The sequence below is a fragment of the Psychrobacter sp. Pi2-51 genome (assembly GCF_904846665.1).
GTDB classification, from domain to species: Bacteria; Pseudomonadota; Gammaproteobacteria; order Pseudomonadales; family Moraxellaceae; genus Psychrobacter; species Psychrobacter glaciei.
Genome location: NZ_CAJHBP010000015.1, coordinates 23,824 through 37,777 on the forward strand (window position 1 = coordinate 23,824; position 13,954 = coordinate 37,777).

At 43.2% G+C, this 13,954-nt stretch carries 8 protein-coding genes; 3 read left to right on the forward strand and 5 right to left on the reverse strand.

Going from position 1 to position 13,954, the window contains the following annotated elements:
- Nucleotides 1-345: 345 nt before the first annotated feature.
- From JMY08_RS09165 to JMY08_RS09180, 4 genes are all read right to left on the reverse strand, one after another.
- Entirely contained in the window at nucleotides 346-2,658 is a 2,313-nt protein-coding gene (locus JMY08_RS09165) for a DEAD/DEAH box helicase (protein WP_201592993.1), read from the reverse strand.
- A gap of 33 nt (nucleotides 2,659-2,691) precedes the next feature.
- On the reverse strand, nucleotides 2,692-4,014 hold the full coding sequence (locus tag JMY08_RS09170) for an ATP-binding protein (protein WP_201592994.1): 1,323 nt from the start codon (nucleotides 4,012-4,014) through the stop codon (nucleotides 2,692-2,694).
- Between the two features lie 48 nt (nucleotides 4,015-4,062).
- The gene (locus JMY08_RS09175; protein ID WP_201592996.1) at nucleotides 4,063-6,486 is read right to left on the reverse strand and encodes a TerB N-terminal domain-containing protein; all 2,424 of its coding nucleotides are present in this window, start codon (nucleotides 6,484-6,486) and stop codon (nucleotides 4,063-4,065) included.
- A gap of 128 nt (nucleotides 6,487-6,614) precedes the next feature.
- The gene (locus JMY08_RS09180; protein WP_201592998.1) at nucleotides 6,615-8,795 is read right to left on the reverse strand and encodes an ATP-dependent helicase; all 2,181 of its coding nucleotides are present in this window, start codon (nucleotides 8,793-8,795) and stop codon (nucleotides 6,615-6,617) included.
- A gap of 445 nt (nucleotides 8,796-9,240) precedes the next feature.
- Between JMY08_RS09180 and ychF the strand changes: the two genes are divergently transcribed.
- The 3 genes from ychF to JMY08_RS09195 all read left to right on the forward strand — a co-directional run bounded on the left by ychF (nucleotide 9,241) and on the right by JMY08_RS09195 (nucleotide 12,802).
- Complete coding sequence (gene ychF, locus JMY08_RS09185) at nucleotides 9,241-10,332, forward strand: redox-regulated ATPase YchF (protein ID WP_189581133.1); 1,092 nt, start codon at nucleotides 9,241-9,243, stop codon at nucleotides 10,330-10,332.
- Between the two features lie 173 nt (nucleotides 10,333-10,505).
- Nucleotides 10,506-11,927: a deoxyguanosinetriphosphate triphosphohydrolase gene (locus JMY08_RS09190; protein ID WP_201592999.1), complete on the forward strand. Its 1,422-nt coding sequence runs from the start codon at nucleotides 10,506-10,508 to the stop codon at nucleotides 11,925-11,927.
- Nucleotides 11,928-12,118: 191 nt separating this feature from the next.
- Nucleotides 12,119-12,802, forward strand: coding sequence for a TetR family transcriptional regulator (locus tag JMY08_RS09195; protein ID WP_026037055.1), 684 nt, complete (start codon nucleotides 12,119-12,121; stop codon nucleotides 12,800-12,802).
- A gap of 27 nt (nucleotides 12,803-12,829) precedes the next feature.
- Here the strand turns inward: JMY08_RS09195 and gspK are convergent, their stop codons facing one another.
- A complete protein-coding gene (gspK, locus tag JMY08_RS09200) occupies nucleotides 12,830-13,927 on the reverse strand; it encodes a type II secretion system minor pseudopilin GspK (RefSeq protein WP_227679644.1) in 1,098 nt (365 codons plus the stop codon).
- Nucleotides 13,928-13,954: the final 27 nt, after the last annotated feature.

The following is a 13,954-nucleotide window of genomic DNA, read 5'->3' on the forward strand; positions in this document are numbered from 1 at the left end:
AGGGTGTTAATACAGAGTATCAAATATAAGGGTCTAACAGAATTAGGTGGTAATAGTAACGCATTGAGCCAAATTTTAAACCCTTATCTGACGGACTTTTTTGTTATCTAATACTTTTGGTTATATGTTCGCTAGATAAGTATTTTTAAATGGAATAATGTGGCAATTAAGTGGTCATTGACGGGTTATACGAAAATATATCTAATGAATTAAGGCATCTTTAAAGTCATGAGTAGCAAGTTGCTTAGAAAGTTTAGTCAGTGGAAATTGCATCTTTGTTAGCTTGGATTGGCTATTTATCTGACAATCACATAATTTAAATAATTAAAGAACAACTACATTCTATTATTCATGTTTAGAGAGTCGCTGCAACCAGTCATTGAGACCATTAATATCAAGTGCTTGCGCGCCATAACCAAGCGTTAGTAAATATTCAGGTAAGTATTCATCGAATTTCTCAATCATCTTATTCGGTATATTTTCAGCAAGCTCGGTCGCAGTTGGCAAAGGCTTATGAGTTAAAGCTTTTAAGAATCTTATAACTTGAATCGAATCGACTTTATTAACACATATCACGCCTGCATACACCTCAGTGGAGAAATCATGCTGTATCAGCAAGGCTACCAAGGTATTGACGACTTTATCACCGCGCCACATAAAGATATAAGTATTGCCGTCTTGGTCTATAAGCGGTCGATGACGCAGTTGACACCTATCAAAAGCATCAAGACTCTCTGTGAACAGCTCACGTGCTGTTTTGTCAGCGAAATCTACTTTTTTATCGCCAACTGAAATACGATAATCGCCATGACTTAATATGTCATACATCTCTTGGCGCACTCGGTCATGTATCGACAAACCGCCGCTGTCAAAAGCTGGAGGCACACCGCCACCTTTAGCAGCAATGACATAGACGACTTTTTTATCCATATCTATGTCTGCTACTTGCCAGCGTCTACCCCCAAAAATAATATACTGTTTAGGTATTAGCATAGTTGTAACAGGTAGCGTGCCCAGTGTTTTACTACCTGCCACGAGACGATATTCCTCTGGCGTTTTAAACACCGCATAAAAGGTATAGTGATCAACGATACGCTCGCCTACTATTCCTAACACCAATTGTTGATTGCCAAGCTGGGTAATAAGTTGCATCGCACCCATTTGTGATAATAATAATTTAAAATGAGCTGGTGTTATCTTTTGAAAAGGCCCTTGTCGACATAGCAAGGTATAAATCTGGTCAGCGCGAATACCGCCCCATTGACCGATGGTTGCTAGCACTTGATGCAATAGCGTTGAGAAATGATAGAGGGAAGTATCAGCAGGCTCAAACCATCTACTAGCGATAAGCAATCGTATCATGGCCATTGACTGCACCAGCTCTAAGCGTAGCCTATCCACCAAGCTGGTATCTACATCGATTTGTTGTTCGGTAATAAGCATGCGCAGTACCGACGAACCTCCACGCCTACCCGAGCGCCCAAGTCGTTGTCGCAAGCTTGAAACCGAATGCGGTGCGGTCACTTGTACGACAGAATCGACTTTACCAATATCAACACCTAGCTCCAAAGTCATAGTACAGACGGCGGTAGTTGGTAAATCGTCCTTTTGCAAACGTTGCTCTAAACCTTCTCTCCATTCTTTAGCTAATGAGCCGTGATGAGGAAAAAACTCATTAGGGACAACATTGTGCTCACACTTCTCACTTAGCATCGTGGCTATGAGTTCGGTACGTGCACGGCTATTGGCAAAGATGAGATGATTACCACCACGACAGAAGCGATATAAATCCGCGCATATTTGCGTTAGGGCATCATAGGGAACATCTAGGCTAGTATCTTCAGTATCAAAACTCTCAATATTAATACCTGCAAAACCTTTTTGTTCAGCATCATGACTATCAGAATCGGCCTCAATGTCATCGCTTTGGCGTGTCGACATCACCTGATTAGGCTGTATATATCCTTTTAGCTGTACTTTGACACTTGCGGTCGATTCAACGTCCTCAATAATGACGCAAGGTAAAGCGTTATTGGGGCGTAGCGATAAAGGGACGGTTTCTAAATTGCCCAAAGTGGCGCTAAGCGCGACTCGCGGAATAGGCGCATCTAGCCGTCCAGCCACATGCTCAAGACGGGTCAAGAGTGACAATAGATGCTGCCCACGCTCGCTGCCCAAGAAGGCATGAAATTCATCAATGACAATATATTTGAGCTCGCCAAAAGCTTGTTTTACCCAGCCTACATCTCGTACTAGTAAAGATTCAAGCGACTCAGGAGTGATTAGAATAATCCCTGATGGCGACTTTTTCTGTTGCTTCTTTTTACTCTGTAAACTATCACCATGCCAAGGAGTCACTTGCATATCGAGTAGCTCCGCTAGACTTTGCAAGCGTCGATACTGGTCATTAATTAATGCTTTCAGCGGGCTGATATAAAGAATACCAACGCCCTTGTCTTGATGAGCGATAGCGCTACAAGCAGGCAAAAAGAAAGCTTCTGTTTTACCCGCAGCAGTTGCCGCACTGATAAGCACATCTGTTTGTCCTGATAAAATAGGTGCGATAGCTTTGGCTTGTACTTCGCGTAATCCGTGCCAGCCTTGGTTAAAAATCCAGCGTTGCACACGTTTATCAAGCTCGGTATGGGCATCTCTCAAAGTAATTTTCCGTCCTAAAGTGATATATCAAACTTATAAGCTAAAGTCTGCAAGTCCATCATCTTCATCCATGTCACTAAGGTCGCTCATATCGATGTCCATATCGGATGGCGTCTCAGGGTCGATAGCTACCGAATGAATGAGATGATCCCATGAGATCGTAGGGTTTTGGTCGATGACAGCTAGCATATCTAAAAATGCCTTGATGGTATTACGTGGCGTTCTAAAATAAGCATCACCAATCGTTTGGCTACAGTGTTGCAAAAAAGCTTGTAGTGACTCATCAGGCACTAGATATGCAGACTCATCACCGCCCGCATAAACGTGACGTAGATTTTTCAGCAAGATATAAAGCTCCTCTGGCGTTAGACTAGCTAAATGTAATGCGGGAGATGAGTAATCGATAACCCCTGCCTTCTTGGCAAAGCTGTTGTCCGCTAAACGAGTTTGTAAGGCGTCGTAGCTGTATAAACCCTTGCGCGGATCGAGTAAAAACTCAGGCGTACCCCCTAACAAGAACCCTAAATGCTCAGCTGTACCTTGCAAACAATCATTTAAGATACGCAAGATTTGCTCATAGTTACCTTGACGTGCTTGCGTACTATTAAGCTTGTATAGATTAACCATCTCGTCTAAATTAACGAGCAATCCTTTATAACCAGCTTGGCGGACGAATAAACTCATGATTTTTAGGGAATCATAAAAGGAAGCATCAGAGATAATCGTACGCACGCCTAAGTCTCTTTTGGCATCAGTCTTAGTAGAGTATTCTGCACGTAGCCAACGAATAGCGTTGACTTTTAACTCGTCATTACCTTCTTCGTGTCCTTGCCAATAAGCTTCAATGACTTTTGCAAAATCATAACCGCCTACCAACTCAGTCAATTCAGCTAAATTTTTCTGGATAACGTCACTGATAGCTTCTCCGCTACTGTCCGCTTGTTTGCGTGCTTCAGTAATAAAACGCTCAACTACACTGGCAAGTCCATTGCCATCAGGCTTATTGCGCGTTGATAAGTTACGCATCAGCTCAGAATATAAATTCCTCGCTTGGCCTGACGATGCTTGAATACGTCTGTCAGGCGATAAATCCGCATTCACCGTGACCAATTTACGCTCAAGTGCGATGGCGCGAACCACGCTCAAAAAGAAAGTCTTCCCCGACCCATATTCCCCAATAATCAGCCGAAATGCAGAACCGCCATCAGCCACACGTTCAATATCATCTATCAAAGCTTTGAGCTCATTAATACGTCCCACTTGGATATGCTGAATACCAACTTTGGGGGTAACACCAGCCTTGAGCGACTGGATAATCGCGTCGCGTTCTTTGGCTCTAATTTTTTTACCACTCATCTTTATTCCTTTTTAATCTACTATTTTTAGTGTGCTAGCTTTTATGTGCTATGAATTCAACGCTTTTAACTCGTCTACAATCTCAAAATCAACGACCACTTCATCATCATCTTCTAATACGGGTGCATCAACTTTATCGTATGCCCAGTCGTTAATAGTTTCAATAGCGCCATTTATCATTAGATTTAACGATTCGCATAATTTGTTGACGGCTTCACGTTGCCATACCTCGGCACTAATAAGCTCTTGATACAGTTGACTGTGACTACTATCTAGTCCGTTTATGATCGCCTCATTACAACTATGATTGTCAACAGGCGCGTTACTCTGATGCTCAGTCGCCGTCTTACTGCTTATCTTTAATAGTACACTCTCTTTTATATCATCTTCGCTTTCTTCATCTTCTACAGCAAAGATCTTACTTAGCATCGCTTTAGCCACTGCGGTCTCACGTTCATGTAGCGCCAATAGTTCGGCATCAAAACTAAATGAGCGGCTATTTTTGCCGCTATTGTCTTTGGTTTCGGGTGCATTATTTATGCGCATGTTTACTTTTTTATTCGTCGTCAGCTGATGAATATCACTAGTCACTAACGTTTTATCCAGACCTAAAGCTTGATATAACTTTTCTATTTGTTTAATTTGACTGGGTTCAATATTGCCATTCGCTAAAGCAACGGTAATGATAAAACGGCTAATAAAGCCAATATATTGCGTGTCAAGATCAGCCAATGTCGCTTTTAGACCTGCCATATTTGCTGGGGTATTTAACTGCCATAGCAAATATGCGGTCAGCGATTCTTTTTCAATAGTGGTCAGTTGACTGTCTTGATTGAGCAGCGTCAATAGTGTATCCACTTCCCTTTTATCAACATAACCATTAATAGTCGCTACCATTGCCCCTAATCTCATAGCTAGGCTGATTTGATAGAACGACGAGCTCGGTTCGAAACCTTCACAATGCGCACCATGACCGCAAGCAAATAGCACGGCATAACCGTCCGATTGCAGGCGCGTCTGATGATAACGTTGGTCTGGAGCAATACCAAAACCAGCAAGCTCTACCAAATTAATAATCAGCTCATTTTGCTTTTTACTCAGCGCTTTGCTAGATGTTTGCGGCAAAGTTTCATCCAAATATACCCATAACTCTTTAGTCGTTGTCAGCCCTTCATCGTTTTCTATAATGGACTGTGCCCATGTTTTAAATTTTCTGATAGTAGGGTTGTCACTTAGATAATCTTGCTGATAAATAAGCGTCTTAGGTAATAGCATGATAGCGGCAATATCGTCAGCCGAGCTATCCTCCTTGCCCAAATAACGACTGTAAGCATCTAAAGCATCATTGCATTGTTCAGCGATAGTTATAAGTTTTTTGACAGGCGCTCGCAGGACACTTGGGTCTGGCAAGTCATCAAGCGTAAGCTCTACGCTAACGATAGAACGACTGGCAGCGTTATAGCTGAGCTTGAGCCTAGTTTTATTGGCAGAAACTACGAAACCATTTTGGTAAATATCTTGGTAAAGGATTTCGAATAACGATTTAAACGCTGTTTCACAGCGCTTGGCGGGAGTTTTAAAATTGTATTCATTAGAATATACCAACCACTCCCATGCTAATGACGCAGGAATAGGCAATTGCAACGCTACAGTCTTTGCTAAATGCATCTTAAATTTTAGGTTTTGGCTAGTGAAAGGCGGTGGCGATAAATGCCCTGTTTGCGCTTTATCTTCAAATAACAAGGAGCGGATAAGGGTCATAAATGCTAAGAAATGTGCTGAATAACTGTCGAATGAAGCAGACTGACTGCCATAGACACGATTGAGTCGGGTCACTTCTTCATAGATAGCCATAAACTCAGTGTCAGAGACGACATCATCATTAATGTGCTCAATAATACGACGCTCAAAACCGCTAAAATAAATGAAAATATAGCCAATAGGCGTACTCGTGTGCGCGCGATTTGAGGCTAACCAATCAAGATAAGTTCCTCGGCACTTAGTGGACAGGCGCTCAAAACTTGGCCAATAGCCAAGCGACTCATCAACATGAATTTGCGAGAGACTATGAATAATCTTTGGCGAGCTGGCAGGTAAACTGTCATCGACTAGCGAAGGTTCAGTACCTAACCCCGTTAGCATTTTGAGCTGACCACCAAGATAATAAAAACCGCGCTCAATAGAGCGACCGTTAATATTCAAAGATTCGTTTTCTTTAACCCAACGTCCCAACTGTTTATTGGATGAAGTATTCGAAGCTTTGGATTTAGCAGATGAGATAATAAATGACGCAAACTGATCTGATTCATCATCTTGAGTAGAGCGACTGTTTCTACGTGGTTTGTGAGGATAATCAGGCTTGATATCAGGTGGCAAATCTATAAAGACGGGCTTCGCTGTTTTATTGCCTTGAGCGTCGGCATCATGTTTTTGTCTAAAGAGTGCCTTCACATCTGCAATAAAATTTTTCATTGATGATAAAATCCATACTGAGTAGTGCCAATGTCGTTGTAAAAGAGCGTGTAAACCATATCTATTCTAACAACAAACGTGCATTATTTATGCCTGTATTTTTATATTTATTTATCAAAATAATTGACCTACCACCACACTGGATCGTCACTTTCCCTACTAAGTTTTTTAACGGTCTCTACTGTCACCTCATCTGCTGACAGCTCCGCGATAAATCTTGAAGGCTTATCGAAATACCCTGAATAACTGGCGAAGTAATCAGGTGCGGTTAGATACAATCTGGTCTTGGCTCGACTACAGGCGACATAAAATAATTTTCGTTCCTCTTCTAAATCCTCAAAGTCATCCAACGAGCGATGATGTGGCGTGATGCCATCGACCAATGAATTAACAAACACCACTGGCCACTCCAGCCCTTTGGCACTGTGGATAGTCGAGATAGTGACTTTGTCGCTGCCATTTTCATCCGGCTGACTGGTTGTCGCTACCGAATCATTGGGCGGATCGAGTGCCAAATTTTCTAAGAAATCATCAAGGCTACTGTGCTCTGTTGCCAAATTTTTGAGCACCCGAAAATCCTCGCTACGCTCACGCCAATTCTCTTCAATCGTCTTTAGGATAGGAATGTAAAAATCAAGTACCAGCTCAATGATAGCCTCAACCGACTCCGCTTGTTGCGCTTTGGTCAAAGTCGTATGAAGCGATTCTAACTGCGGACTTTTTTTGCTAAATTTCGGTAGTAATAATGGCTCAAAGGAATTGTTATCAGCATTAATCGCTTGAGTCAAACGCGTCGCGGTGACTGCTCCAACTCCTTGGAACAAGGTCAAAATTCGATGCCAAGCAATGGTGTCATTAGGATTATAAAGAATTTTTATAAAAGCTAAGACATCTTTGACATGACGGCGCTCAACGAACTTAATACCCCCTACCACGATAAATGGAATATGGCGCTCCATAAATTCTAACTGTACATAATTAGACTGAAAAGACGTGCGGCACAGTACCGCAAAATCATTGTAATCGTAGTCTGTCTTGTGCTCGATAATCTTATCGGCTATATATTTGGCCTCTTTCGTTTCATCACTTAAACGGCTAAAGGTTGGTTTGTTGCCCGTTATGCTCGCGTTTGAATACAGCTGCTTTTGATACCCTAATGTGATTTGCGCGGACAAAGCATTGATATAATTTAAAACAGCAGGCGTACTACGATAGTTTTGCTCAAGCTTAATGAGACTCGCCTCAGGATAGGTCTCACCGAAGAGCAAGATATTCTCGTAATTAGCACCGCGAAACGCATAAATACTTTGATTATCATCACCGACTACCATCAGCGAGACCGAGGCTGGCGCACAAATAAGATCAATCAGCTGCTTTTGCGGAATATTCGTATCTTGATATTCATCAACCATAATATAGCGGTAATTTTCTTGTAGCAGCTGACGGAATTTGTCGTTAGACTTTAGATGACGCACCACTTGACTGATAATATCGTCAAAATCATACAAATGATTGGCGCGTTTATACTCATGAAAGTCGACAGCCAATTGCTCAATGATAGGAATATGAATAGCAATATCAGGATAATTATCTTCGATCAAATTACGAATAGGAATGCGCCGATTTCTAGAGGTTGAAAAGATATTCTGTAAGGTTTTCTTGCGTGGAAAGGCCTGTTTCTTAGTTTGCGCAGGGTACTTCTTTTCTTTATAAATCAAGTCAATCGCGTCCTCAGCGTCCCCTGTATCTAGAATCGTGAAGCGCGGATTGATACCCAGTAGCCCTGAATATTGACGCAGCAGCCTATTGCAAAACGAGTGAAAGGTGCCACTGGTGATATCGTTTAGCGCTTTGCTGGTCGGCAAAACATCCTCGGATAACTGCTCGTCAGATAGGGTGTTAGTGAGCAAGGTTTTCGCGCGACTCTTAATCTCATTGGCGGCTTTTCGAGTAAAGGTCAGTAGCAATATTTGCTTAGGAGGCACACCGTTCTCTAATAGATAACTGGTGCGATACGTCAAGGTTTTGGTCTTACCAGAGCCAGCACCAGCGATGACCAATACCTTGCCATCGATAATAGTGGCTGCTAACAATTGGTCAGGATTTAGCTCACTGGCGTAATCTACTTTTAAGCCTAAATCACTATTCAACCTTTGCTTCAGCAGCGCAACATTTGCAGCATCATCAGCGTCGATTAGATTTTCCTCTAGCTTTTTAATCGCTTTTTCAAGACGCGCAAGCTTGGGCTTAATCTCCATAAAGTTCTGCGGATAGTGGTAGCGGTGCGTGTCAAAAATAGTGGGTGTCATTATAGGAATTTGCCTTTCATTTTATTTTAGCCGCCTTTATCTGTATAAAGCACCTAATACGTAGCAGTTCAGAAATTTAGCTAAGAGGTTTTGATGTTAATGATTTTTGCTGCTAATGATTAAGATTGTTAGTAAAGTTTAGCGAGTTATAGGTACTCACCTTTAATGCGCTTGTCAGCCAAATTATTATTTTATAGTACAGCTTACCATAATTGATAAAACAGCAAAATTGCCAGCGATGACTAGGACAGACTCGGACAAAATCTTAGTATACCGCACAACAACCTCACCCCTATTCCGGTAAATTTGCTACAATATGCCCAATTTTGATTTACCATTTAACTAAGTTTTATAATGACTAATTACTGAGTTCTATGGGGACTAAGTAGCAAGTCTTATATTGACTAAGTACCAACTGATTTTATTCATATATTGAGAGCATGTTATGGGTTTTAATTGCGGCATCGTCGGCCTACCAAACGTGGGTAAATCTACCTTGTTTAACGCCTTGACCAAAGCGGGTATCGCCGCTGAAAACTTTCCGTTTTGTACCAAAGATCCCAATACGGGTATCGTACCAGTACCAGACCTACGCCTAAAGAAACTGGCTGACATCGTCAATCCTGAACGTGTACTACCGACGACGATGGAGTTTGTGGATATCGCAGGTCTAGTCGCAGGCGCGTCAAAAGGCGAAGGCATGGGTAACCAGTTCCTAGCCAACATCCGTGAGACCGATGCGATTGCCCACGTGGTACGCTGTTTCGATGATGACAACGTCGTCCACGTCGATGGTCGCGTCAGCCCTATTGATGACATCGAAACCATCAATACTGAATTGGCATTAGCCGATTTAGAAGCCGTTGAGCGCGCTGTGTTTAACTTGACTAAAAAAGCCAAAGGCGGCGATAAAGACGCTAGCGCCATGCTTGATGTGTTCAAAAAAATCGAACCATTGTTAGCAGACGGTCAAGCGGCTCGCGCGGCAAACCTTGATAGCGATGAGAAAAAACTCATCAGAAGCTATGGTTTGATTACCCTAAAGCCAACCATGTATATCGCTAACGTGTCTGAAGATGGCTTTGAAAACAACCCATACTTAGATGCCGTTCGCAACTACGCCACTGGTGAAGATTCTATCGTCATCGCGCTATGCAATCAAATCGAATCTGAAATCGCTCAGCTTGATGAAGACGACAAAAAAGACTTCCTAGCTGAGATGAATATGGAAGAAGCCGGTCTTGATCAAGTAATCCGTGGTGGCTATGACTTACTTGATATGCAAACCTACTTTACCGCTGGTGTCAAAGAAGTACGTGCTTGGACCGTCGCTATTGGCGCAACTGCCCCACAAGCTGCTGGTGTGATTCATACCGATTTTGAGCGCGGTTTCATTCGTGCCGAAGTCATTGCTTATGATGACTTCATCGAGCACAACGGCGAGAAAGGTGCAGCGGCCGCTGGTAAATCACGTTTGGAAGGCAAAACTTACATCGTGCAAGATGGCGATGTGATGCATTTCCGCTTTAACGTTTAACGTTCAAAGTTTAATAAAGCGAATTGCGTGTTTACACAGTCTTAGTAGAGAACAACCAAAAGTCAGCCTTTGTGCTGGCTTTTTTTATTATAATAACGTCTGTTATCTTCAAAAACAGCAAATCCGCTGAAAACAATTATTAAAATAATGATAAAAATAACGGATTATAAACTATGACGGCTCATATTTATCAATCGCTTAACAGCAGTGCACATTGGGCACAACTATTTAGTGCGCAGCGCTTGGGCAGCCACAAAAAAGCTCCAGCGCAAGACAGCGCGCGCTCATCCTTTCATAAAGATTATGACCGACTGGTGTTTTCGCACTCTTTTCGGCAGCTCAATCAAAAAACCCAAGTCCATCCATTGACCAACCAATTGGGCATTCATACGCGCTTGACGCATTCGCTTGAGGTCTCTTGTATTGGACGCTCATTAGGGATAATGGCGGCAGAAAAACTGCATGACAAATTAACCAGCGGTCTACCAGCAGGCGTCTCGCCAGCCGATGTCGGGGTCATTGTTCAAGCAGCCTGCCTCGCTCATGATATTGGTAATCCGCCTTTTGGTCATGCAGGAGAATACGCCATTCGCGATTGGTTTATGCATCCTGACCGTCAGGCTATTTTGCAAAATCTGAGTAATAATGAGCAATTAGATTTACTGGCATACGAAGGCAATGCGCAAGGGTTTCGGCTACTCGCCCGTAATGAGCATCATCCTGATAAGGGCGGTATGCGCCTCACTTGCGCGACGTTGGGTGCCTTTATGAAATACCCTTGGCTAGCGACGCATAGCAATCATGTTTCTGAAAGCACTTCCCCAAGTAATTCGCTCACCAATGTACAAAAATTTGGCTGCTTTTATAGTGAAGCCTCTCAGTTAGAAGAATTGGCAGCGTGTCTGAGCCTACCACGCTCGCAGCAACATGATGGTTTTGCGCGCCATCCCCTCGCCTATCTATTGGAGGCTGCAGATGATATCTGCTACGCGCTGATAGATTTGGAGGATGGTATCAATCTGAATATGCTAACCTATAGCGAGGTCGCCACGATATTTTATGAGTTGATTGGTGAGCGTCCTAGTAGCGTGAGCTTGCCAGCGCATATGTCTGTCAGGCAAAGCCTAGCATCATTGCGAGCACGTGCTATGATGCGCTTGGTCAACACTGTCACCGACGCTTTTGTCGCTAATAGCAAGGATTTGCTGGCTGGTACACTGCAAGGCAGCCTATTTGCACATTGTGATGCAAATGTGCAAAATGGTATTAATCAAGCCAAACAATTGGCGCGTGAGCAAATATTCAATCACCCAAGCAAAGTGCGGATGGAATTGATGGCGAACCAATGCTTGCATCGCCTCTTAGATGCCTTTATACCATTGGCTTGGACAAACGCAAAAACTGCCCCGATGTCATTTGAGCAGCAGCGGCTACAGAAACTACTCCAACCGCACCTTGATGAGCATCGACGGGTACTATCCGATAATATCTATCACAATATTTTAAATATATTGGACTTTATTACTGGGATGAATGATCATGAGGCATATAGATTGGCGCAGGAGCTACAAGGTCATTGGGGTACGATGGTCTAGGACGCGTCCTCATTTTAGAAACGGTTAGAGCATTCATCTCACCCAATGTACTCAGTGTAATATTTGCGCTTAATTGCCCGATACTCACTATAAATGGCTTTGACTATAAATTAACACAAGTTGCGTATTTCAGTCGTATTTCTGCGCTGAAGTGAGTATGATAAACCTCTATCGGATAATTTTGAAATATTATGAGCAGTCGCGAACAAAAGAAACTTCAAACCAGGCACGCCTTCTTTAATGCCGTGCTCGATCTCTGTATGACAGGGCAGTCTTTTAGCTCCATCAGTCTCAGGCAGGTGACACGTGAGGTTGGTGTCGTGCCAACGGCATTTTATCGCCATTTCGATGATATGGAATCGCTTGGGCGGGCGCTGGTGGTTGAAGAATTGGGCGGGACACTCGCCATATTAAGCGACAGTTTACAAATTGGCCGTAGGCGCAGCTTTGATCGCCAAATCGCCAAGAGTATTCAGCTGTTTTTATATATGGTCAGCGAGCAGCCTTGTTATTGGCAGTTTTTGGTCAGCGAACGCTATGGTGGTTCAGAGGCCGTGCGCAAGGCCATTAATGAATTGATCAAAAAGCATGGGCAAAGCTTAGCAGAAGATTTAGCCTTACAGCCCGCCTTTACTCATATTGATGCCTATGATTTACGCTTACTGGCTGAAGCAGGGGTTAATATGTTTTTTTCTTGGATTATCGATTGGTTAGAGCTGACGTATACTGAAGATCATGATGACGAAGCTGATTTGTCTGAAATTGAAAAAAAGAAACAGCTGATGCTGCATAACTGTACTCGTCAAGCACAAATGTTGTTTTATGGCGCATACAACTGGAAGTCTACTGAAGAGACTCGCCTGAGCGACGACTAAGTAATCTCCAAAACCTTTGAGTGCTGATTAAAAACTCGGCCGAAATGCCCACAGACGCTGCGTAATAACCTTAATTGACTTCGCTGCTTTGCTCTTATCGTTATTACCCGCACTGTTGGCATCATTGCCATTTTTATCATTGCTATTAGCATCGTTGCTATTAGCAGCACTACTATTGTCGGTCTCACCATCACCAGTGGCAGCTTTGCTAATCAAGACAGTAGCAAAACGTTGCCGTGTTTGACCAGTATTCGCACTATCTGTCGCTGTGATAAGCGCCATAAAGGCTTGACTGTCAACGGCTAACAATGGCGTTAATGCTGCTCGCTGCTCTGCATTAATGCCTCCCAATTGTGGCAATTGCCACAATTCATCAATAGATGGCAAGACCTGCTTGCGCCTCATCTCGGTCAACCCACGCATCTGCTCGCTAGTCACACCGTCCACCAAAGACGCCAGCAATTCAGGGCTGGCGGTATTGACATTGATAGGCAAATAATAAGGGACGGCAGTAATGTAAGGGCGTAGCGCCGCCAGTACTTCAGCGCCTACTCCTCGAACGTCTTGTAGCTGATCGATGCTAAGAAATGGCTGGTTCGGTAATGTCCCATCTAATGCCCCGCTGCGCTGCTGCGAATATACCACGCTCTCATCACCGCCATCTTGATAGACCTCACCATCTGCATCTTGATAATCCAGTACCGCAATGGCAATATCGGTCTCTAGATTTAATTGTGTTAAGAGTCTTTGAAAGACAGCCAAGTCTGCCGTATTAACAGCACCATTCTGATATAAGTTATTAATATTAAAACGACTGGCCTCGTCGCGCAGTTCGATGCTGATGCTATGATTATCTAAGGCATAAGGCGGTATTGGCTGCGCCCAAATATCTTGCTCGCTATCCGTATCATTGAGCTTATTATCCGCACGAATCAAGGTGACTGCCAACTGCTGACCGGCATTAATGTCTTGTAATAACTGATTCTGATCAAATAATAAGCCACTACGCCTGATAGCAATTTTTTGACTGGCAAGCATCGCCCCTGCGACCACCGTAATACTAACCACCAGTAGCAATATAGTCAGCAGCGCTACCCCGCGCTGAGAATGCGCTGTCATTGACATAAGCGACCTCTCTGATTGGTACAAGGG